Origin of the sequence: Sulfitobacter sp. 1A13353, from assembly GCF_043557255.1 — a bacterium.
Lineage (GTDB): Bacteria > Pseudomonadota > Alphaproteobacteria > Rhodobacterales > Rhodobacteraceae > Sulfitobacter > Sulfitobacter faviae.
Map to the genome: position 1 here is coordinate 95,590 of NZ_JBIFFS010000005.1, position 19,992 is coordinate 115,581.

Annotated in this window: 22 protein-coding genes; 12 read left to right on the top strand and 10 right to left on the bottom strand. The window is 62.9% G+C overall.

Translation table 11 applies throughout. The features are described from left to right. Position 1: 1 nt before the first annotated feature. A complete protein-coding gene (locus ACGYLO_RS13385) occupies positions 2 to 1,042 on the bottom strand; it encodes an NADP-dependent oxidoreductase (protein ID WP_271689597.1) in 1,041 nt (346 codons plus the stop codon). Between the two features lie 167 nt (positions 1,043 to 1,209). Between ACGYLO_RS13385 and ACGYLO_RS13390 the strand changes: the two genes are divergently transcribed. After that, positions 1,210 to 1,995, top strand: coding sequence for an inositol monophosphatase family protein (locus ACGYLO_RS13390; RefSeq protein ID WP_067264836.1), 786 nt, complete (start codon positions 1,210 to 1,212; stop codon positions 1,993 to 1,995). On the opposite strand, the gene ACGYLO_RS13395 is transcribed toward ACGYLO_RS13390, so the two are convergent. After that, complete coding sequence (locus tag ACGYLO_RS13395) at positions 1,996 to 2,286, bottom strand: DUF6476 family protein (RefSeq protein WP_271689598.1); 291 nt, start codon at positions 2,284 to 2,286, stop codon at positions 1,996 to 1,998. On the opposite strand from ACGYLO_RS13395, the gene ACGYLO_RS13400 reads away from it, so the two are divergent. After that, entirely contained in the window at positions 2,285 to 3,331 is a 1,047-nt protein-coding gene (locus tag ACGYLO_RS13400; protein ID WP_271689942.1) for an RluA family pseudouridine synthase, read from the top strand. The genes ACGYLO_RS13395 and ACGYLO_RS13400 overlap by 2 nt on opposite strands. A gap of 173 nt (positions 3,332 to 3,504) precedes the next feature. Continuing rightward, a complete protein-coding gene (rpoH, locus tag ACGYLO_RS13405; RefSeq protein WP_209219310.1) occupies positions 3,505 to 4,401 on the top strand; it encodes an RNA polymerase sigma factor RpoH in 897 nt (298 codons plus the stop codon). Between the two features lie 56 nt (positions 4,402 to 4,457). Here the strand turns inward: rpoH and ACGYLO_RS13410 are convergent, their stop codons facing one another. Next, entirely contained in the window at positions 4,458 to 5,093 is a 636-nt protein-coding gene (locus tag ACGYLO_RS13410) for a GntR family transcriptional regulator (protein ID WP_271689599.1), read from the bottom strand. Positions 5,094 to 5,180: 87 nt separating this feature from the next. Between ACGYLO_RS13410 and ACGYLO_RS13415 the strand changes: the two genes are divergently transcribed. From ACGYLO_RS13415 to ACGYLO_RS13425, 3 genes are all read left to right on the top strand, one after another. Then, complete coding sequence (locus ACGYLO_RS13415) at positions 5,181 to 5,741, top strand: hypothetical protein (RefSeq protein ID WP_276154441.1); 561 nt, start codon at positions 5,181 to 5,183, stop codon at positions 5,739 to 5,741. Between the two features lie 200 nt (positions 5,742 to 5,941). Then, entirely contained in the window at positions 5,942 to 6,328 is a 387-nt protein-coding gene (locus ACGYLO_RS13420) for a hypothetical protein (protein WP_271689601.1), read from the top strand. A 166-nt stretch (positions 6,329 to 6,494) separates the two neighbouring features. Then, positions 6,495 to 6,764, top strand: a complete 270-nt coding sequence (locus tag ACGYLO_RS13425; RefSeq protein WP_067262455.1) for a DksA/TraR family C4-type zinc finger protein — start codon at positions 6,495 to 6,497, stop codon at positions 6,762 to 6,764. A 2-nt stretch (positions 6,765 to 6,766) separates the two neighbouring features. On the opposite strand, the gene ACGYLO_RS13430 is transcribed toward ACGYLO_RS13425, so the two are convergent. The 6 genes from ACGYLO_RS13430 to ACGYLO_RS13455 form a co-directional block, all read right to left on the bottom strand. After that, positions 6,767 to 7,009: a hypothetical protein gene (locus ACGYLO_RS13430; protein WP_271689602.1), complete on the bottom strand. Its 243-nt coding sequence runs from the start codon at positions 7,007 to 7,009 to the stop codon at positions 6,767 to 6,769. Continuing rightward, positions 7,009 to 8,829, bottom strand: a complete 1,821-nt coding sequence (locus ACGYLO_RS13435) for a M3 family oligoendopeptidase (protein ID WP_271689603.1) — start codon at positions 8,827 to 8,829, stop codon at positions 7,009 to 7,011. Before ACGYLO_RS13435 ends, ACGYLO_RS13430 begins: the two co-directional genes overlap by 1 nt. Before the next feature lie 56 nt (positions 8,830 to 8,885). Then, complete coding sequence (locus ACGYLO_RS13440) at positions 8,886 to 10,484, bottom strand: ATP-dependent DNA ligase (protein WP_394376859.1); 1,599 nt, start codon at positions 10,482 to 10,484, stop codon at positions 8,886 to 8,888. Continuing rightward, a complete protein-coding gene (locus ACGYLO_RS13445; protein WP_271689605.1) occupies positions 10,481 to 11,485 on the bottom strand; it encodes a ligase-associated DNA damage response exonuclease in 1,005 nt (334 codons plus the stop codon). Before ACGYLO_RS13445 ends, ACGYLO_RS13440 begins: the two co-directional genes overlap by 4 nt. A 70-nt stretch (positions 11,486 to 11,555) precedes the next feature. Beyond that, positions 11,556 to 12,503: an alpha/beta fold hydrolase gene (locus ACGYLO_RS13450; protein WP_271689606.1), complete on the bottom strand. Its 948-nt coding sequence runs from the start codon at positions 12,501 to 12,503 to the stop codon at positions 11,556 to 11,558. After that, positions 12,503 to 12,793, bottom strand: a complete 291-nt coding sequence (locus ACGYLO_RS13455; protein ID WP_067262473.1) for an SCP2 sterol-binding domain-containing protein — start codon at positions 12,791 to 12,793, stop codon at positions 12,503 to 12,505. The genes ACGYLO_RS13450 and ACGYLO_RS13455 overlap by 1 nt, the downstream gene beginning before the upstream one ends. Positions 12,794 to 12,867: 74 nt before the next feature. On the opposite strand from ACGYLO_RS13455, the gene ACGYLO_RS13460 reads away from it, so the two are divergent. The 5 genes from ACGYLO_RS13460 (at position 12,868) to ACGYLO_RS13480 (ending at position 18,022) form a co-directional block, all read left to right on the top strand. Further along, positions 12,868 to 13,425, top strand: a complete 558-nt coding sequence (locus tag ACGYLO_RS13460) for a hypothetical protein (protein WP_067262476.1) — start codon at positions 12,868 to 12,870, stop codon at positions 13,423 to 13,425. A 15-nt stretch (positions 13,426 to 13,440) separates the two neighbouring features. Then, the gene (locus tag ACGYLO_RS13465) at positions 13,441 to 16,425 is read left to right on the top strand and encodes a helicase-related protein (RefSeq protein ID WP_271689607.1); all 2,985 of its coding nucleotides are present in this window, start codon (positions 13,441 to 13,443) and stop codon (positions 16,423 to 16,425) included. Beyond that, positions 16,426 to 16,809, top strand: coding sequence for an RNA-binding S4 domain-containing protein (locus ACGYLO_RS13470; RefSeq protein ID WP_271689608.1), 384 nt, complete (start codon positions 16,426 to 16,428; stop codon positions 16,807 to 16,809). A 51-nt stretch (positions 16,810 to 16,860) separates the two neighbouring features. Beyond that, a complete protein-coding gene (fdxA, locus tag ACGYLO_RS13475) occupies positions 16,861 to 17,196 on the top strand; it encodes a ferredoxin FdxA (protein ID WP_067262482.1) in 336 nt (111 codons plus the stop codon). A 313-nt stretch (positions 17,197 to 17,509) separates the two neighbouring features. Then, positions 17,510 to 18,022 carry a CarD family transcriptional regulator gene (locus ACGYLO_RS13480; RefSeq protein WP_007120274.1) on the top strand — a complete coding sequence of 171 codons (513 nt, stop codon included), beginning with the start codon at positions 17,510 to 17,512 and terminating at the stop codon, positions 18,020 to 18,022. Positions 18,023 to 18,073: 51 nt separating this feature from the next. Here ACGYLO_RS13480 and cobS read toward each other — a convergent pair whose 3' ends face one another. Continuing rightward, positions 18,074 to 18,880, bottom strand: a complete 807-nt coding sequence (cobS, locus tag ACGYLO_RS13485) for an adenosylcobinamide-GDP ribazoletransferase (RefSeq protein ID WP_271689609.1) — start codon at positions 18,878 to 18,880, stop codon at positions 18,074 to 18,076. Between the two features lie 79 nt (positions 18,881 to 18,959). Here cobS and cobT point away from each other — a divergent pair, with 79 nt between their 5' ends. After that, the gene (cobT, locus tag ACGYLO_RS13490; protein ID WP_271689610.1) at positions 18,960 to 19,973 is read left to right on the top strand and encodes a nicotinate-nucleotide--dimethylbenzimidazole phosphoribosyltransferase; all 1,014 of its coding nucleotides are present in this window, start codon (positions 18,960 to 18,962) and stop codon (positions 19,971 to 19,973) included. The last annotated feature ends 19 nt before the right edge of the window (positions 19,974 to 19,992 follow it).

The window sequence follows — 19,992 nt, forward strand, 5'->3', positions numbered from 1 at the left end:
TTTACTTCACCTTAACGATGGCCTTGCCGGTGTTCCCGCCATTCAGCATGTCGATGAAGGCCTGCGGTGCATTCTCCAGCCCTTCGGTGATGTCCTCTTTCACCTTCACGCGGCCATCGGCGACCATCGGCGCCACTTCGCGCTGGAACTTCGGCATCTGGTCCCAGTGGTTCGAGATGATGAAGCCGCGCACGGTGAGGAAGTTCACCAAAATCGTCCGCCACAGCCGCGGCGCGGTGAGGCCAGCGCCCTCGGCATCGGCACCCAGCCCGCCCGCGTTATACCACGCGATCATGCCGCAAAGCGGGATGCGGCCATGGGGGTTCATCAGCGGCAGCACCGCGTCCAGCACCTTGCCGCCGACGTTTTCGTAATAGATATCAATGCCATCCGGCGCAGCCTCTTTCAGGGCGGCGCGCAGGGATTTGGCATCGTCATAGGCGCGGTGATCAAGGCAGACGTCAAAGCCGAAATCGCGGGTGGCGATCTCGCATTTCTCGGCGCCGCCTGCGATGCCCACAGTGCGCAGCCCTTTGGCCTTGGCCAATTGCCCCACGATCGAGCCGACGGGGCCGGTGGCTGCGGCCACGACGAGGGTCTCGCCCTCTTTCGGTTGGCCGATGTCGTTCAAACCGTACCAGCCGGTCAGGCCGGGCATGCCCAGCACGCCGAGCGAGGCGGTGATCGGCACGCCTTCGGCATCGACCTTCTGACATTGTTTCGCCGGGGCGACACCATGGGTGGCCCAGCCGAAGGCGCCAAAGGCAAAATCGCCTTCGGCGAAGCTCGGGTCATTCGAGGCGATCACTTTGCCCACACTGCCGCCTTCCATCAGCCCGCCGATGGGCACAGGTTCGGCATAGGACTTCGCATCGTCCATCCGGCCCCGCATGTATGGGTCGAGCGACATGTAATGCACTTCGACCAGAATTTCGCCGTCGCCCGGCTGTGGGATATCCGCGCTTTCAAGGCGGAAGTTCTCGGGCGTGGGTGCGCCATCGGGGCGGGAGGCGAGGACGATTCTCTGCATCTGGTCGGACATGGGGTTTCCTTCGTGCTGGTTGCTACAGCGTCCAAGGTGTTCCCTCGCGCTCTGAATGCAACCCGTGAGGTGCGCAAGAATCAATAAGCGGTGCAGGTTTCTGCCCCCTTGGCAATTGCGCTCTTGCGCCCTATACGTCCCGCCTTATCCATCAAAGGGCGCGAACAATGATCGGCAGTGCGAATCTCAACATCATGATCAAGGCGGCACGCAAAGCGGGGCGTGCATTGGTCAAGGATTTCCGCGAGGTCGAGAACCTTCAGGTCTCGGTCAAAGGTGCGGGCGATTTCGTGACCAAGGCCGACATTGGCGCCGAGAAGATCATCAAAGACGACCTGATGGGCGCGCGCCCGACCTATGGCTGGCTGGCCGAAGAGGGGGGCGAGGAAGAGGGCCAAGACCCGACTCGTCGCTGGATCGTCGACCCGCTGGATGGCACGACCAACTTTCTGCACGGTCTGCCGCATTGGGCCATCTCCATCGCGTTGGAGCATAAGGGCGAGATTGTCGCCGGTGTGGTCTTTGACCCCGCCAAGGACGAGATGTTCTTTGCCGAGAAGGGCACCGGCGCTTGGATGAACGAAGGCCGTCTGCGGGTTTCTGGCCGTCACCGCATGATTGAGTCGATCTTTGCCACAGGTCTGCCTTTCGGGGGCCGTGCCGATCTGCCTGAAACGCTCAAGGATTTGGGCCGCCTGCTGCCCGTCTGCGCCGGTGTGCGCCGCTGGGGCGCGGCATCGCTCGATCTCGCCTATGTCGCCTCGGGCCGTTACGATGGCTTCTGGGAGCGTCGTCTGAAGCCGTGGGATGTGGCCGCGGGCATGTTGATCGTCAAAGAGGCCGGTGGCCTTGTCGAGCCGATCCGCCCTGAGCGCAACATCCTGCAACATGGTGAGATCATCTGCGCGAACGAGCCGATCTATTCGACCTTCGCCAAGACGATCCGCGGCTGATCACTCGATCGCGACCGTCTGGCGCAATGCGCCGGTCAGCTGGTCAAAGATCAGGATCTCATCCGCATCCGTCACCACCGCATACCAGCCGCGCCCCTGCGTAAACGCTTGGGCGCTGCTGCCATCGGGCAGGGTGATGCTGCGCGGCATGGTTGGGCCTTGATCGCTCAGGCGGGTGACAAGCACGAAGATCAGCACTAGAACCCCGCCAATCATCACGACGGTCAAGACCGTCACCATCCGCCGCAGAAACCGCAGGTTCGCCGGTTCATCAGGGTTGTCCGTGTCCATGTCTCACCGCCGCATTGATTTCATTCTGGGCGATAGCCCGCCCGCCCGTCTTGATAAGGCGCTGGCCCGCGATGTGCCAGAGGAAGCGAACCTGTCGCGCACCCGTTTGGGCCGTTTGATCACCGAAGGCGCCGTCACGCTGGACGGTGTCGTGGTCCAAGACCCCCGCGCCAAGGTGGCCGAAGGGCAGGCGGTGCAGATTACGGTCGAAGAGGCGGCGGAAAGCCATATCCTGCCCGAAGACATCCCCCTTTCGGTGGTCTTTGAGGATGACGACCTGATCGTGATCGACAAGCCCGCGGGCATGGTGGTGCACCCCGCGCCGGGATCGCCTTCCGGCACCCTCGTTAATGCATTGCTGGCGCATTGCGGTGATGACCTCTCTGGCGTGGGCGGAATGAAACGGCCCGGCATCGTGCACCGGATTGATAAGGATACCACCGGCCTGCTCGTCGTCGCGAAATCTGATGCGGCGCATCACGGGCTGGCGGCGCAGTTCGAGAAACATACCGTAGAGCGTTATTACCAGACCCTCGTCTATGGGGTGCCGGATGCCAATGACCCGCGCCTGCGGGGCGTCAAAGGCGCGTCCTTCGAGGCGGGGAATATCCTGCGGATGACCACCCAACTGGCGCGGCACAAGACCGACCGCCAGCGGCAGGCGGTGCTGTTTCAAGGCGGGCGGCACGCGGTGACCCGCGCCCGCACGGTCGAGCGTTTTGGCACCCCGCCCGTACTGGCGCTGCTGGAATGCTGGCTTGAGACGGGGCGCACGCACCAAATCCGCGTGCACATGTCTCACGCGGGCCATGGTCTCGTGGGGGATGCGACCTATGGCGGGCGGCGCAAGCTGGCCAAGACGGCCTTGCCTGAGGCCACCGCCGAAGCAATCCGCGCCTTCCCCCGCCAAGCGCTGCACGCCGCCGTTCTGGGGTTCGAACATCCAGTAACCGGTGAAAACCTGCGTTTCGAAGCACCCCTGCCGCCCGATATGGCGGCCCTGCTGGACCTGCTACGCGACAGCCCCACCGCCCCATCGGCGTGACCCCGCCACCCCGCGGAACCGCTTAAGGATCGGTTACGTTTTGTTCACAGAAACTGTGCAGTCATGAACAAAAGCGTGAATGCTTCTGTCTTGAAAGCACGAAGGGGGCCGCCCATATTGCATGTTAAGCGAAATAACATAGGCCCCGATTAAACTGGGGAAAGGGACAAGACATGGCAAATTATGCAAATCTGCCCGCACCAACGCCCGAAGGCGGGCTGAACCGCTATATGCAAGAGATCCGCAAGTTCCCGCTGCTGGAGCCTGAGGAAGAATACATGCTGGCCAAACGCTGGGTCGAAGAGCAAGACACCGAAGCCGCGCATAAGATGGTCACCTCTCACCTGCGTCTCGCGGCGAAGATCGCGATGGGCTACCGCGGCTATGGATTGCCACAGTCCGAGGTGATCTCGGAAGCGAACGTCGGCCTGATGCAGGCGGTGAAACGTTTCGACCCTGAGAAGGGCTTCCGCCTTGCCACCTATGCGATGTGGTGGATTCGCGCCTCGATTCAGGAATATATCCTGCGGTCGTGGTCGCTGGTTAAGCTCGGCACGACCTCGGGTCAGAAAAAGCTGTTCTTCAACCTGCGTAAGGCCAAGAACAAGATTGGCGCGCTGGAAGAGGGCGATTTACGCCCTGAAAACGTGAAAGAGATCGCGACTCAGCTCGGCGTGACCGAGGATGAGGTCGTCTCCATGAACCGGCGGATGTCGGGCGGGGATGCCTCGCTCAACGCGACTGTCGGGTCCGAAGGCGAAGGCACGATGCAGTGGCAAGATTGGTTGGAGGATGAAGACGCCGACCAAGCGGGCGACTATGCCGAGCGTGACGAGCTGGAGACCCGGCGTGAGATGCTGGCCGAGGCTTTGGACGTGCTGAACGACCGCGAGAAGGACATTCTGACCCAGCGTCGCCTGTCGGATGAGACGGTCACGCTCGAAGACCTCTCGGCGCAATACGATGTCAGCCGCGAGCGGATCCGCCAGATCGAAGTGCGCGCCTTCGAGAAGCTGCAAAAGCGGATGCGCGACTTGGCGAAGGAAAAGGGCATGTTGGCGGCCAGCTAACGGCTGAACCAGATGATGCAGAGGGCCCCGCTTCTTTGAAGCGGGGCTTTTCTTTATTAAATTCGGGGTTCGATGAGCTGGCTTTCGAGCCTTGCGACTTCTCCGAAACAGGCGCCGATCGTGCCCGACTGCATCGCCCGGGCAGCGGCTTGCAGCACCGCCTGCAGATGCACGATCTGAGGTTCCGGCGCGGTGCCGAAATCCCGCAAGGACCATCTGATCAGCCGCCAATAGGCCGCGCGAAAGGCGTCGCTGAGGATCGGGTTCTCGATCATCTCCGATAGGGCGTTCAAAAGCCGGGCACGGATGTCGAAAAACGCCTCGGCACTATTTAGCGGGGCGAGGTCCATCATTCCCAGTATCCCGGCGAGCGACATGAGATGCGCGGATGGGGCGGGGGAGGGCGCTGCACATTTGCCGGCCGCTTCGATAATCGCCACAGCCGCGCGGATGTCATCCGCGCGCATGGGCGCGTCCAAAGGGGTCACGACAGACCCCACGCCGGATTTCACGGCGATCATGCGTTCATAGGCCAAGCGTTGCAACGCTTGCCGGATGGGCGTGCGGGACACGCCGAAACGCTGGGCGAGGGCCACCTCATGCAGCATGCCGGCGGCGATGTTCCGGTTCAGGCAGATGTCCGTCCGAAGCGCTTCTGCAATCGCGGCGCTGGATTTGACTTGGGTAGACATTGCCCGGCATCCTTCGTCTGTTCGATTTTACCTATTTAACATGTATACAGGTGCTCCTGCCGTTACTCAAATTCTATGGATGTTTTTATGTCTCATGATGTGCCTTTTTTCGATCCTGAAGCGACCTCGATACGCGCCGTTATCCCCACCCCCCGCGGCGGGCATCTGGCGATGACGGGTTTTCCGGGGCTGTTGACCCATGTGGATGGCAGCGCTTACCTCGATCCTCAACAGATGCGGGAAACCTTGGGAGGCCTGCGCGCGGCTGGGGCGCGTGAGTTGCTGGTTCTTACCGAGGAGGTCGAGCTCCCTGACGGAGCTTTTCCCTTGATTTTAAAGACTTCACAGTCTCTTGGCTTAAGGCTCTCTTTCGCGCCGATCGAAGATTTCAAAGTCCCTTGCGATAGATTCTTACCCGAATGGCCTGCACACCGGGTGCGTTTCGAGGCGGCGCTAGAGGCGGGAGAGACGGTTGCCCTTTCCTGCCAATACGGCGCGGGGCGCAGTGGGCTGATCGCGGCGTGGTTGCTGATCGGGGCCGGAATGCCCGCCGCGGAAGCCATCGCCTTGGTGCGCAGTCATTTCCCCGAAGCGATCGAAAACCGGCTTCAAGAAAACTGGCTGCTAGAGGTCGAAAAGGAGAGGTAGACCTCCCTTTCGCATAGGAAATGTGAAAAAAGTTTGGCGAATTATACGATTGCCCCATTGCCGGCAATTTGTTGCCACATTTACGCCACAATTGGGCCCGACAACATGTATACAGGTTGGGCAGGAGCGTCACCTCAGGGAACGCAAAGGCCCATAGAAAGGGAAGATAAGCGACCAGACGATTAGGAAGAGGATCAGACATGCCAAGCCGCTCTACCGCGCCAGAAACACTCGGCCCCATCACGTCCCTCAATGCAGGTGACATTCTCCGCCGCAAACGCAGCTATGATCCCGTCACCGTTGGTCACCCGTCCGATGAATGCCCCGTCACACTTACCATCTGCGACGCCCGATTTCACAGTGTACAGTATGCCCGCGACTTTGGCCGGGTCGAGGCGATGGTTGAAGTGACCTATACCTGCCATCCCGCCGCCATGCCGCAAAGGGTCCACCTGCGCACCAACGTTCCGCTGCGCCCTGCCGGCCAGCGACAAGAGCTTCGCCGACGGCTTATTCAAAGCGCCGTCACCCTGTCCACCCTGCTAAACCGCTTGAATGGAGGAGATACGACCCTGCGTGCTGCTTGACTCACAGCCCAATGCCTAGCAACTGCACCCCCTTTTGGGGGTGTTTTTTTGTCTGCGCGCCCCCATTTAATAAACCTTGGGGCGGGGGACATATCCCGGGTGAGGCCGTGACAAGCCGCCACTGCGCCCCATATCTAGGAAGTGAACCGCATGAGGAGGGCGCAACATGGCAGGTGGATGGACACGCGATGGCGCGGTGAGCGAGCAGATCGAAGCCTCCATTTCCGACGAATTGGCGCGGCTAAAAGCGCGCCGCGCGCCAGTGGGCGAGAGCCGCACCCATTGCGCGGAATGCGAAGAGCCGATTCCAGAGGCGCGGCGCATGGCGCTGCCGGGGGTAAAGCTTTGTATCGACTGCGTGCGGGAACGAGACGGGCAGGCGCAGATGCGCGGCGGAATTAATCGGCGAGGCTCGAAAGACAGCCAGTTGAAGTGACCTCAAGGCCGTTCTGCCCGCCGTCTGCGGCGAAGGGAGCGCCAGCGCCGAAATAGCCGCACATCCATCGCCGCCACCATGAGGCCAAGCGGCAGCATCCAGAATCCGAGGATCGGCAAGAACCCGAGGATGCCGCCACAGATGAGCAGCAGGCCGAGCGCAAATCTAAATCCGGGCGGCACCCGCCGCTGAATCCAGACAAAGAAGGGGGCGAACCTTTCTTTCAAGCGCTCGGCGCGGGACATCAGTCCTCCATCGCTTCCAATTCGTCGATCATGTCAGAGATCATCGACAGGCCCTTGTCCCAGAAAGCCGGGTCGCTGGCATCAAGGCCAAAGGGGGCGAGCAGTTCTTTGTGGTGCTTCGATCCGCCCGCTTTCAGCATGTCGAAATACTTCTCTTCAAAGCCCTCTTCACCTTCCGCGTAGACGGCGTAGAGCGCGTTCACGAGGCCGTCGCCAAAGGCATAGGCATAGACGTAGAAGGGCGAATGCACGAAATGCGGGATATAGGCCCAGAAGGTCTCGTAGCCCTCCATGTACTCGAAGGCCGGCCCGAGGCTTTCGGCCTGAACGCTCATCCACAGCGCATTGATGTCGTCGGGTGTCAGCTCCCCGCCGCGGCGCGCCTCGTGCAGTTTGCACTCGAAGTCATAAAAGGCGATCTGGCGCACGACCGTGTTGATCATATCCTCGACCTTGCCCGCCAGCAGCACCTTACGCTCGGCTTGGGTCTGAGCCTTGTCGAGCATCTTGCGGAACGTCAGCATCTCGCCGAAGACTGAGGCGGTCTCGGCCAATGTCAGCGGGGTGGAGGAGAGCATTTCGCCCTGATCGGCGGCCAGCACCTGGTGCACACCGTGGCCCAGCTCATGCGCCAGCGTCATCACGTCGCGCGGTTTGCCGAGGTAGTTCAGCATGACGTAAGGGTGCACGTCCGTCACCGTGGGATGCGCGAAGGCCCCGGGCGCCTTGCCCGGTTTCACGCCCGCGTCGATCCAGCCCTTGGTGAAGAAGGGCTTGGCCAATTCGCCCATGCGCGGATCGAAGGCGTTGTAGGCTTCCATCACGGTCGCTTCGGCCTGCGCCCAGTCGACCACCTTGGGGTCTTCCATCGGCAGCGGCGCGTTGCGGTCCCAGACCTGCATCACATCAAGGCCCAGCCATTTGCGCTTGAGCTCATAATAGCGGTGGCTCAGCTTCGGATAGGCTTCGACCACGGCGTTGCGCAGGGCCTCGACGACCTCCGGCTCTACGTGATTGCTGAGGTGACGGCCCGTCTGCGGCGTCTCCATGCCGCGCCAGCGGTCGAGCACTTCTTTCTCTTTCACCTGCGTGTTGTGCACGCGGGCGAAGGTGCGGATGTTGCGGCCCAGCACATTGGCCAACTCCCGCGCACCCGCCTCGCGCTTGGCGCGGTCGGGGTCGGTCAGCAGGTTCAGCGTGCCTTCGATGTTCAGCGTCTCGCCCTCGACCTCGAACTCCAGCCCGGCGATGGTTTCGTCGAACATGCGTTCCCATGCGTCGCCGACGACGCCGAGGTCGTGCAGGAACTTTTCCATCTCGTCCGACAGCTGGTAGGGCTTCATCGCGCGGATCCGGTCGAAGACGGGCTTGTAGCGCGCAAGATCGGGGTTCTCGTCCAGCAGTTTGGAGAGGTGATCGTCAGGCAGCTTGTTGAGCTCCAGCGTGAAGAACACCAGCGGCGTGGTGTAGTCTGTGATTTTCTCCTGCATGTCGGACATGAACTTGGCCCGGCCCGCGTCGGTGGTCTGCTGGTAGTAGCGTAGGCCCGCGAAGGACATGATGCGCCCGGCGACCTGATTGATTTTCTCGTTGCGCAGCACGCAGTCGAGCAGACCCTTGGCATCCAGCGCGGCCAGATTGCCTTCGTAATCGGCGGCGAAGCTGGCGCAGGCTTCCTCCAGCCAGTCGAGGTCGCGTTTCAATTCGGGCGCGTCCTCACTGGTGTAGAGATCGCTCAGATCCCATTCCGGCAGATCGCCAAGGTCTTTGCCCCCGGCGCTGGCGTTGGCATCGTGAAGCGGGAAGGGAAGCTGAAACATCGGTGTACCTCATTTGCGTTTCGTCACATCTATGCCTCCGGGCGGGCCGGAACAACCTATCCGTAGATGCGCAGCATTTCTTTCAGATCGTCGAGTGTGTTGGCCTCTTGCAGCGGCTTGTCCTTGCGCCAGCGCAGCATCCGCGGGAAGCGCAGGGCGACGCCGGATTTGTGGCGCGGGCTGGGCTGGATGCCCTCAAAGGCGATCTCGAAAACATGGTGCGGCGTAACCTGCCGCACGGGGCCGAAGCGCTGCTGCGTGTTCTTGCGCACCCATGCGGTGATCTGGCGGAACTCGGCGTCGGTGAGGCCCGAGTAGGCCTTGGTGAAGGGCACCAGATCGTTGCCGTTCCAGACCGCGAAGGTGAAATCGGTGAACAGGTTCGCGCGGCGGCCCGAGCCCGATTGCGCGTAGATCATCACCGCGTCGATGGTCAGCGGGTCGAGCTTCCATTTCCACCAGTCGCCCTTCTTGCGGCCCGAAAGATAGGGGCTGTCGGCGCGTTTCAGCATCAGCCCCTCGGCCTGCGCCTCGCGCGCCGTTTCGCGCAGGGTGGCCAATTCGGCCCAGTCGGTGAACTGGTGCTGGGGCGACAGGCGCACGGGTGCGTCCTCGGGCAAATCGGCGGCGGCCTCTTCCAGCAGGGCGCGGCGCTCGGCGAAGGGGCGGTGGCGGATGTCTTCGCCCTGCCATTCCAGAAGGTCATAGGCGTGCAGCACGACAGGGGCCTCCTTGAGCAGCTTCTTCGGTACGGTCTTGCGTCCGATGCGGGCTTGCAAAGCATTGAAAGAGGAGGGGAATTCCGCCCCCGGCTGCCAGACCAGCAATTCGCCGTCGAGCACGGTGCCCGGCGGCAGGTGATCGGCGGCGCGGGCCAGTTCGGGGAAACGGTCCGTCATCAACTCCTCGCCGCGCGACCAGACGAAATAGTCGCCGTCGCGCAGGATGAGCTGGCCGCGGATACCGTCCCATTTCCATTCCGCCCGCCAATCGCTCGGGTCACCCAAGCCTTCCGGCCCGTCCTCCAGCGCATAGGCGAGGTAGAAGGGGTAGGGGCGCGAGGCGTCGGCGCTGGCGTCCTCGGCCTCGATCAGGCTGTGCCATGTGACGTCGTCGGGGTGCCAATTGCCCATCAGGCGGTGCGCCATCTCCGCTTCGGGCCGGCCAGTGGCGCGCGAGAGCGCCCGGGTCATCAGCTTCTGGCTGATGCCGATGCGAAAGCCGCCGGTGATGAGCTTGTTGAAGAGAAACCGCTCGGTGCCGCCGAGTTGCTGCCACGCCGAAAGCACGAATTCCTTGCGCGCCGTGTCGTCGACATCCTTCAACCCGCGCAGGGCGTTGATCCAAGAGGTGAGCGTGCCGCTGTCGTCGCTTTCGACCGGTGGCAGGACCAGCGCGATGGTCTCGGCCAGATCGCCGACGATGGCATAGCTGTCCTCGAAGAGCCAGAGCGGCACGCCGGAAGCCTCGGAAGCCCATTCGCGCAGGCGGGTCGTAGTCACGGCGCGTTTCGGGCGGCGGCCTGAGAAGAGCGCCACGGTCCAGAGCCGGTCATCCTCGGAGGACGTGGTGAAATACTCGGCCAGCGCGGCCACTTTCACCGTGGTCTTGGTGGTCTGGTCGACGGCGTTAAAAAGCGCGGCAAAATCCTTCATTCGCTGTCGCCCCCGTCGCCTTCGAACTGGGTGGGCACGACTTCGGCGTTCCATCCCTGATCGTTCAGGTATCGCGTGAAGATATCCGTGTAACCATGCGTTACATATATATTTTCTGCGCCTGTTTCACGGATCGCCCAAAGCAGCCCATGCCAATCCGCATGGTCCGAGATGACAAAGCCTCGGTCCCCCGCGCGCCGCCTCCGCACCCCGCGCAGCGCCATCCAGCCCGAGGCGAAGGCGCTTTCCTGCGCGCCAAAACGCCGCGCCCATTGGCTGCCGAGCGCGGAGGGCGGGGCCAGCACCAGCGCGCCGGGGTGTTCTTTAGGCGCCAGTTCGGGCGCGACCAGCGTGGTCTCGGGCAGCGCGATGCCTTGGCCGCGCAGCACCTCGTTGGTGTTCTCCACCGCCGTATGGGTCAGGATCGGCCCGATCTCGGGGTCGAGCATCGACAGAAGCCTCTGTGCCTTGCCCAGTGAATAGGCGCCAAGGAAAGCGGTCTTGCCTGCCGCCTTGCAGCCCGCCCACCAGTCGTTGATCTGTGCGGCCACCTCGGCCTGTGGCGCCCAACGGAAGACCGGCAGGCCAAAGGTGCTCTCAGTAATGAAATGGTGGCAGCGGACGGGCTCGAAAGCCTCGGACATGCCATCGTCGATCACCTTGTAGTCACCCGAGGCAACCCAAACCTCGCCACCGACCTCAACCCGGATCTGCGCGCTGCCGGGCACATGGCCCGCGGGGTGGAAAGAGACCGTGGCCCCGCCGATCTGGCGCGTCTCGCCGTAAGCGATGCCCTCGATGGCGATCTCGCCCAACCGGTGGCGCATCACGGGCAGGGCGGCATGGGTGGCCAGATAGCTGCCCATCCCGTCGCGGGCGTGGTCGGCGTGGCCATGGGTGATCAGCGCCCGGGCGACGGGGCGCCAGGGGTCGATGTAGAAATCACCGGCGGCGCAGTAGATGCCGTTTTCGGTGAAGCTGAGGACGGGTTCGCGTGTCATCCAAAGCAATCTAGGCGGCGCGGGCGGATTGCACAGGAAAATGACGCGGGCGCGGGGTTAAGGCGCGGGGTTAACCGGTGATATTGCCCAGATAGAGCTTTTCCAGCCCGTCGAAGATCGGCTTGCGCAACTCGGGCCTCTCCAACAGCACCTCATGCTCGCCACCCGGTACGATCTCAAGCCGCCCGCCTTTCCACTGCGCCATGCGCTTGTGGACGCGGTCGGTCGCGACGATACGCTCGTTGTTGCCAAGGTAGGTGACGCAGGGAATGTTAGGTGCGGAGCGTCCGGCGAGGTGTTTGGTCTCGGCCAGCGCCTCGCGCAGCCAGACGAAGCTGGGGCCGCCGAGGCTTAGCTCCGGATGGGCGGCCAGTTGATCGCGCATCATCGCGTACATCTGCGGATCGGTGGTCAGCAGGTTGTCCTCGAAAGGGGCGATGGCGGGATAGGCTTCGATCTTGGTGCCCGGGGGCAGGCGGTGGCCCTGTCCAACCCGGGGCATGAACTGCGCCAAGGACCACGCCAGCGCGCGCAGATGCGGGACGACATAGATGCCCCACATCGGGCCGGTGAAGGCGACGGCCTGCACCGGCAGCCCTTCCATCACGGCACGCAGGCCGATGCAGCCGCCCATGGAGTGGGCCAGCAGGAAATAGGGGCGCGGCAGGTTCAGGCTGCGCGCGGCGCGCAGCATGGCGGCGACGTCTTTCTGATAGTCGCTGAAAACATCCACATGGCCGACGCGCGCATCAGGCAAAAGCCGGTCCGACAGTCCCTGACCGCGCCAGTCGATCGCCATGGTGGCAAGGCCGCGCCGCGCGAAATCGGCGGCGCAAAGCCCGTATTTTTCGATATATTCGGTCCGCCCGGGAAAGAGCAGCACCGTGCCCCGCGCGCCTGCGCAGGGCCAATGACCCAGCCTGATCCGCTTGCCATCCGATGTCTCCGCCCAATGGGCTTGGCCCCCATCGGGGCCGGGGGCGATATCGGTGTAAAGCCGGGCCGGGTCCAGATGCATCAGCCGAGAACAGCGGCGAGCTTCATCGCCATGCCCATGTCGCCGTCGATCTTGAGCTTGCCGGTCATGAATGCGGATGTAGGGTTGGTGTCGCCTTCGAGGATGGACTGGAATGTCTCGGCATCCGCGCTCAGCGTCACGTCCGCCTCTTCGTCCGCCGCGCGGGCGCCGTTTTCGTCCATCATCACGGTGCCTTCACCTTCGATGTCGAACTTGGCCGTGCCGTCAAAATCGCTGCCGGCCAGCTTTTCGTTCAGCACCACTACCGCTTCGTTCACAATATCGCTCATCGCTCGCCCTTTTTTGGCATTTGGCCCCGCTACGTCTGGAATTGCGGCGGCAGCCTGTTACATTCAGTTTTGTTATGCGCATCATACCCGTCAACCTCAAACATACCGTTGCGGCAGTTGGTAGCTTTGTGTTGCTTGCGGGCATGGCCGTGGCCGAGAAGGCCCCGCCCGAGCTGATGCAAAAGCTGCGCGAGGCCCCAGCGGAGGAGGCCCCCAGAATCGCCCATGAGATCGAGGCGCATTGGCAGCGCTCTGGTTCGGCTGCGATGGATTTGCTGCTGACGCGGGGACGGGAGGCGATGGCGGATGGCGATGCACGTCTGGCGATCGAGCATTTGACCGCGCTGACCGATCACGCCCCCGGATTCGCCGAAGGATTCCATGCCCGGGCGCAGGCCTATTACGGGGCCGACCTCTATGGCCCCGCGCTGGATGATCTGGAGCGGACGCTGGCGCTGAACCCCGACAATTACAACGCGATCTTCGGCCTTGCCGTGATGATCCAGGAGTTCGGAGATCTGGGCCGTGCGGCCGCACTTTACCGCAAGACGCTCGCCCTCAACCCGCATCACGAGGACGCCCGCGCGGCCCTTGAAGGGCTGCGCCGGGACGGCATCGGGCGCGAGCTTTAATTCAAGGATAGACAGGTGGCAGGCAACAAGCGCGTCGTGGCCGTTCTCGGCCCGACAAATACCGGCAAGACGACCTATGCAATCGAACGGATGCTGGCCCATCGGACCGGGGTGATCGGCCTGCCGCTGCGGCTTTTGGCGCGTGAGGTCTATGACCGGATCGTCAAGGCGCGCGGGCCCTCGGTGGTGGCGCTGGTCACGGGCGAAGAGCGGATCGTGCCGCCGCGCACGCAGTATTGGGTGTGCACTGTCGAGGCGATGCCGCAGGAGATGGGCGCGGATTTCGTAGCCATCGACGAGATCCAGCTTTGCGCCGATCCCGAGCGCGGCCATGTCTTTACCGACCGTCTGCTGCGCGCGCGGGGCCTGCATGAGACGCTGTTCATGGGGGCCGACACCATGCGCGGCACCATCGCGGCGCTGGTTCCGGGGGTCGATTTCATGCGCCGCGACCGGATGAGCGAATTGATCTATGCAGGTCAGAAAAAGATAAGCCGAATGAAGCCCCGCAGCGCAATCGTCGGCTTTTCTGTTGAGAATGTATATGCCATCGCCGAGCTGATCCGCCGCCAGAAGGGCGGTGCGGCGGTGGTGATGGGCGCACTCTCTCCGCGCACGCGCAATGCGCAGGTGGCGATGTATCAGAACGGAGAGGTCGACTATCTGGTTGCCACCGATGCCATCGGCATGGGGTTGAACCTCGATGTCGATCATGTGGCCTTCTCGGCGCTCAGCAAATTTGACGGGCGGCGGATGCGGCCCTTGGCCCCGAATGAACTGGCGCAGATCGCGGGGCGGGCAGGGCGCGGGTTCAAATCTGGCACCTTTGGCACCACCGGGGACGCGCCTGCGCTGGACGATCACCTTGCCCGCGCGATCATGGATCACAACTTTACCCCGCAGAACAAGATCAACTGGCGCAATCACGCTTTGCAATTCGGCAGCATTGACCGCCTGATCAAGACCTTGGAAATGCCGCCCGAAGACGAGCGGCTGGTCAGGGCGCGGGAATCCGACGATCTGCGCGCGCTCAAGGCGCTGGCGCAGGTGGATGAGGTTTTTGCCCGGGCCACGGATGGCGCTTCGGTGCGGCTCCTGTGGGATGTGTGCCGGATTCCCGATTTCCGCGGCATCAGCCATGCGGAACATGCGGGGCTCTTGGAGACCATTTTCAACGATTTGCACCAGCGCGGATATATCCCCGATGATTGGCTCGCACGACAAATCAAACGAATTGATCGAACCGATGGCGACATTGATGCGTTGTCCAAACGACTCGCGTTTATTCGCACATGGACCTACGTTGCGCAGCGCAAGGGCTGGACAAAGGACGAAAGCCATTGGCGCGACACGACGCGTGTCGTAGAAGACCGCTTGTCGGACGCTCTGCACGAGCGTTTGACTCAAAGATTTGTAGATCGGCGCACGAGTGTATTGCTGCGCCGGCTTGGACAGAAGGAAGCCATGGTGGCCGATGTAAACGAGACCGGTGAAGTCACCGTTGAAGGTGAATTTGTAGGCAAGCTGGACGGGTTCCGCTTTCGGGTGGACAAGGGCGCGGGTGCGGCTGAAGACAAAACGGTGAAAACCGCCGCATTGCAGGCCTTGGCTCCGCAGTTCCATCTGCGCGCCGACCGGTTCTACAACGCCCCGGACACCGAGATTGATTTCACCGAACAGGGCGGCCTCATGTGGGGCAGCGCCGCGGTGGGCAAACTGACCGCTGGCAGCGACGCGCTGAAGCCGCAGGTCGAAGTCTTTGTCGACGATATCGCCGGGCCTGAAGTGGCCGAGAAGGTGAAACGCCGCCTTCAGCACTTCATCGACCGCAAGGTCGCGGCCCTGTTCGAGCCGCTTTTGGGGCTGAGCAAGGACGACACGTTGACCGGCCTGGCCCGTGGCTTTGCTTTCCAACTGGTTGAGAATTTCGGCATTCTGCCCCGCGCCCAAGTGGCCGAGGATGTGAAGGCGCTGGATCAAGATGCTCGCGGTGCGCTGCGCAAACATGGCATTCGTTTTGGCCAGTTCACCATCTTCATGCCGCTGATGCTCAAACCCGCGCCGACACGTCTGCGTCTGGTGCTCTGGTCGCTGGCCAAAGGGCTGAACGAATTCCCAGAATCCCCCCCGCCCGGTCTGGTGACCATCCCGGTCGAAGCCGAAGCGCCTGCTGGGGCCGACACCATGTCGGGCTACCGCAACGCCGGCAAACGCGCGATCCGCATCGACATGCTGGAACGTCTCGCCGATATGCTGCGTGCCGAAGATTCGCGCGGCGGGTTCGAGGCCAAGCCTGACATGCTGTCGATCACCGGCATGACGCTTGAGCAATTCGCCGACCTGATGGAAGGTCTGGGCTACAAGGCCGAAAAGGACGAGCGGACCAAGGTGAAACCCGTCGATGTGGTGATGCCCAAAGACGGCAGCCATGACGCGATGGACCCTTCCGCCGATACCGTGGTGCCAGAGAAACTCGACAGCGATCTGCCCGGTGACGACGCAGCCGACAAGCCGATCATGGATGTCGCCGCCGAGGAACCTGCAGGCGGTATCATCGAAACCCCTTCGGATGAGACTAACCCCGATGACCGCCCTGCGGATGTGGCGCAGATGCCCGACGATGGCATCGCCCCCATGGCCGATGTGGCCGCCGAAGAGCCTGAGGTCGACACCAACATCCCCGAAGTGCCAGCGGAAGAAATCCCGCAGGGCACTGCGCCCGACGCGGATGTCGCCGGGCCGGAGATGGAGACCTATTACATCTTCACATGGGCCCGCAGCCCGCGCGGCAATGGCGGTGGCAACCGTCGCGGCGGGGATCGCAATCAAGGGCAGGGCAAGCCGCGTGGCAAACCTGCCAAGGGCAAGGGGCGCAAGCCCGGCGGTGACAAAGGCGGCAAGTCGCAGAACTTCTCTGCCCGTCCTCCGCGCAAGGAAAAGCAGATCGACCCTGACAACCCCTTTGCCGCCGCGCTGATGGGGCTGAAGGACGACAAGTAAGTGGAGGCGGGCGCGAAACTGCGGCTGGACAAATGGCTGTGGCACGCCCGCTTTTTCAAAACCCGTTCGCTCGCTGCCGCGCAGGTGGCGGGCGGCGCGGTTCGGATCAACGGCACGCCGACGCAGAAACGCGCCAGCAGTGTCGGCCCCGGCGATGTGCTGACTTTTTCGCAAGGCGACCATGTGCGGGTGATCCGCATCGAGGCGATCGGCCATCGCCGCGGCCCGGCCCCCGAAGCGCAGACGCTCTACACCGATCTGTCCCCGCCGCAGCCCAAATCAAAGGACAGACAGCCCGAGAATCCCGGTTTTGAGGGAAAGGGCCGCCCGACCAAGCGCGACCGCAGGCAGCTTGATCTTTCTAAGGCGCGCCACCTTGAATGATCCCGCGCCCCAGTTTAGCTAGTCCCTCACATATCCAGCCAGAGTTTCCGCATGACCTATATCGTGAATGACGCCTGCATCGCTTGCAAATACACCGACTGTGTCGAAGTCTGCCCGGTGGACTGCTTCTATGAAGGCGAGAACATGCTGGTGATCCACCCCGATGAATGCATCGATTGCGGCGTTTGCGAGCCTGAGTGCCCCGCCGATGCAATCCGCCCGGACACCGAACCGGACATGGAAAAATGGGTGGAGTTCAACCGCAAGTATTCCGAACTTTGGCCCGTCATCATCACCAAGAAAGACCCGTTGCCCGAAGCAGAGGAGATGGATGGCAAAGAGGGCAAGATGGAGCTCTTCTCCGAAAAACCGGGCGAGGGCGGCTAAGGCACGGCGATTCGCGCTTTGTTGCGCCTCTGTGACCTCAACTTTAAGTGTTAACCCGCTGAATTGACCGGGAAACCGCCGAGGCTGGCTTGGGGGCGCTTCCGAAAGGCGTGATTCTGTGCTATAGTGTCTTCAAGCTGTAACACACGAGCCTGATAATGTTTCGACCCTGCTGCCAAGGTTGACCTCACATTTCTAACTCAAACGCACCCGAACGCAGACCGCTCAGGCTGCGCTTCGCATGCGTTTTACGTGCTGTTCAGGTGTCTGAGTTAATGGCGGGGCTTCCCCCGCGCGCCAAGGAGCGATCTATATGACCAAATCGAAAAAGCTTGATTTCCGCCCCAATGAATTCGTCGTCTACCCTGCGCATGGCGTCGGGCAGATCGTCTCGATTGAGGAGCAGGAAGTTGCCGGCATCGCGCTGGAGCTCTTCGTAATTTCCTTTGAAAAAGACAAAATGACCCTGCGGGTGCCGACCCATAAGGCGACCGAAATCGGCATGCGCGCCCTGTCGACACCCGATGTGATCAACCATGCGATGAAAACGCTCAAGGGCAAGGCCAAGGTCAAGCGCGCCATGTGGTCCCGCCGCGCGCAGGAGTATGAGCAAAAGATCAACTCCGGCGATCTAATCGCCATTGCCGAGGTCGTGCGCGATCTGCACCGCACCGACGACCAGCGCGAGCAGAGCTATTCCGAGCGTCAGCTTTATGAAGCAGCGCTTGAGCGCCTGACCCGTGAAGTGGCCGCTGTGTCGGGGGGCGATGAACTCGCCGCCGCAAAACAGGTTGGCGACGTGCTGGAAAGCCGTGTGGCCGCCTAAAGATCGCAGGATTTAGGATAATGCCGCGTCCCTTCCGGGGGCGCGGTTTTTTTATGGAATGGCCTGCCAGCCGTAGGCCATCATCTGGCAACCGGTCAGCAGGGCGATCTCGGTCACCTGTTGGGTCGCACCCAAGACATCGCCGGTCTGCCCGCCGATCTTGCGTTTGGCGATCTGGCGGACCACCAGTGCGGCAAGCAGCGCCAAAAGCGCCAAGCGCCATGCGGAATAATCCGGCGCCAGAACGATCACGACCACGCCGATCAGCACCGCCACCGCCGTCGCCAATTCCCCGGGGCGGCCCGTGCGGTCAGACAGCCCATCGCGGCGGGCGGTGGGCAGGCTGTCCATCACCCAGACCATTGCCGCCCGCGATCCGCAGGAGGCGACGACCAGCGCCCAGATCAGCGCCTCATCCGTAATCAATTCGCTGATGAGATACCAACGCAGCAAAAGCGACAGCACCAGCGCCACGACACCATAGGTGCCGATCACGCTGTCTTTCATGATTTTCAGCCGCTTTTCGCGGGTCCAGCCGCCCCAAAACCCATCGGCGCAATCGGCAAGGCCGTCTTCATGGATCGCCCCGCTTAGCATCACCAGCGTCAGTAGCACGAAGGCGGCCACCAGCGGCGGCGTCGCGCCCATGCGCGTCAGCGCCATACCAACGGCTCCGGCAATCAGCGCCAGCACGATCCCGACCAAGGGGTAGGCCCATGCGCTGCGGGCCGGGGGGCGGAGCGGCTCGGTCGGGAAGTGGAAATGCGGCAGGGGCAGGCGGGTCAGCAGGGCAAAGGCTACGGCGATGTCGCGGGGCCGAAAGGCGCGCCTCAGGGCGGTGATGTCGGGAATGGCCATTATTTCGCCCCTTCGGCACTTTCAGCGCCGACAGGCTAAGGCTAGAAACGATTGAATATCAATCCGCAAAGGGCCGCATATGAACACGTCTTTCGCCAGTCTTACCGAATTTCGCAGCCTGCTGCGTGCGATGTCCGCCTGCGACGACGCGGCGATGGCAGAGGCGCGGGCCCATGACGCCATGCTGACCAAACCCCCCGGCGCGCTTGGCCGGTTGGAGGACCTCGCGGTCTGGTATCGCGGCTGGCGCGGCGGTGCGCGCGCCGAGATCGCCGCGCCCCAGATCATCGTGTTTGCAGGCAACCACGGGGTCGCCGCGCGGGGCGTCTCGGCCTTCCCGGCAGAGGTGACGGCGCAGATGGTGTCGAACTTTGAACAGGGCGGGGCGGCGATTAACCAGATCGCGCGGGTCAATGGGGCGAGCCTCGACGTGGTGCCGCTGTCCTTGGACAGGCCCACCCAGGATTTCACGGTCGCGCCCGCGATGGCGGAAGACGAATTCGTCGACGCGCTGCGGGCGGGTTGGGAGGCTGTGAATGCCGAGGCCGATCTGCTTGTCGTGGGTGAGATGGGCATCGCCAACACCACGTCGGCTGCGGCCCTCGCCGCGGCGCTGTTGGGCGGCGGGGCGGAGTTCTGGACCGGGCGCGGCACCGGGGTGGATGACGTGGGCCTGTCGCTGAAGACCGAGGTCGTGGCCGAGGGGGTCGCCCTGCATGCGGACAAGGGCGATGGGCTAGAGCAGCTGCGCCGCCTCGGGGGGCGGGAATTGGCCGCGATGGCCGGAGCTTTGGCGCGGGCGCGGGCCTTGCGCATCCCGGTGATCCTCGACGGTTTCATCTGCTGTGCCGCCGCGCTCAGCCTCGCGCGGACGGCACCCGGCGCGCTGGATCACTGCGTCGCGGGGCATCTCAGCGCGGAAAGCGGTCACCGGCGGCTCTTGGGTGCGTTGGACAAGGAGCCGCTGCTGGAGTTGAACCTGCGTCTGGGGGAAGGCTCTGGCGCGGGCTTGGCGATTGGCATCCTCAAGACCGCGCTTGCCTGTCACGCGGGCATGGCCACCTTTGCCGAAGCGGGCGTCAGCGACGCATAGGGCGGCGCGGGTGGCCCCC

Bases quoted from the DNA above. Each gene is read 5' to 3' on its own strand.
- ACGYLO_RS13385 (WP_271689597.1), bottom strand. From the start codon at position 1,042: ATGTCCGACCAGATGCAGAGAATCGTCCTCGCCTCCCGCCCCGATGGC.
- ACGYLO_RS13390 (WP_067264836.1), top strand. From the start codon at position 1,210: ATGATCGGCAGTGCGAATCTCAACATCATGATCAAGGCGGCACGCAAA.
- ACGYLO_RS13400 (WP_271689942.1), top strand. From the start codon at position 2,285: ATGTCTCACCGCCGCATTGATTTCATTCTGGGCGATAGCCCGCCCGCC.
- ACGYLO_RS13395 (WP_271689598.1), bottom strand. From the start codon at position 2,286: ATGGACACGGACAACCCTGATGAACCGGCGAACCTGCGGTTTCTGCGG.
- rpoH (WP_209219310.1), top strand. From the start codon at position 3,505: ATGGCAAATTATGCAAATCTGCCCGCACCAACGCCCGAAGGCGGGCTG.
- ACGYLO_RS13410 (WP_271689599.1), bottom strand. From the start codon at position 5,093: ATGTCTACCCAAGTCAAATCCAGCGCCGCGATTGCAGAAGCGCTTCGG.
- ACGYLO_RS13415 (WP_276154441.1), top strand. From the start codon at position 5,181: ATGTCTCATGATGTGCCTTTTTTCGATCCTGAAGCGACCTCGATACGC.
- ACGYLO_RS13420 (WP_271689601.1), top strand. From the start codon at position 5,942: ATGCCAAGCCGCTCTACCGCGCCAGAAACACTCGGCCCCATCACGTCC.
- ACGYLO_RS13425 (WP_067262455.1), top strand. From the start codon at position 6,495: ATGGCAGGTGGATGGACACGCGATGGCGCGGTGAGCGAGCAGATCGAA.
- ACGYLO_RS13430 (WP_271689602.1), bottom strand. From the start codon at position 7,009: ATGTCCCGCGCCGAGCGCTTGAAAGAAAGGTTCGCCCCCTTCTTTGTC.
- ACGYLO_RS13435 (WP_271689603.1), bottom strand. From the start codon at position 8,829: ATGTTTCAGCTTCCCTTCCCGCTTCACGATGCCAACGCCAGCGCCGGG.
- ACGYLO_RS13440 (WP_394376859.1), bottom strand. From the start codon at position 10,484: ATGAAGGATTTTGCCGCGCTTTTTAACGCCGTCGACCAGACCACCAAG.
- ACGYLO_RS13445 (WP_271689605.1), bottom strand. From the start codon at position 11,485: ATGACACGCGAACCCGTCCTCAGCTTCACCGAAAACGGCATCTACTGC.
- ACGYLO_RS13450 (WP_271689606.1), bottom strand. From the start codon at position 12,503: ATGCATCTGGACCCGGCCCGGCTTTACACCGATATCGCCCCCGGCCCC.
- ACGYLO_RS13455 (WP_067262473.1), bottom strand. From the start codon at position 12,793: ATGAGCGATATTGTGAACGAAGCGGTAGTGGTGCTGAACGAAAAGCTG.
- ACGYLO_RS13460 (WP_067262476.1), top strand. From the start codon at position 12,868: ATGCGCATCATACCCGTCAACCTCAAACATACCGTTGCGGCAGTTGGT.
- fdxA (WP_067262482.1), top strand. From the start codon at position 16,861: ATGACCTATATCGTGAATGACGCCTGCATCGCTTGCAAATACACCGAC.
- ACGYLO_RS13480 (WP_007120274.1), top strand. From the start codon at position 17,510: ATGACCAAATCGAAAAAGCTTGATTTCCGCCCCAATGAATTCGTCGTC.
- cobS (WP_271689609.1), bottom strand. From the start codon at position 18,880: ATGGCCATTCCCGACATCACCGCCCTGAGGCGCGCCTTTCGGCCCCGC.
- cobT (WP_271689610.1), top strand. From the start codon at position 18,960: ATGAACACGTCTTTCGCCAGTCTTACCGAATTTCGCAGCCTGCTGCGT.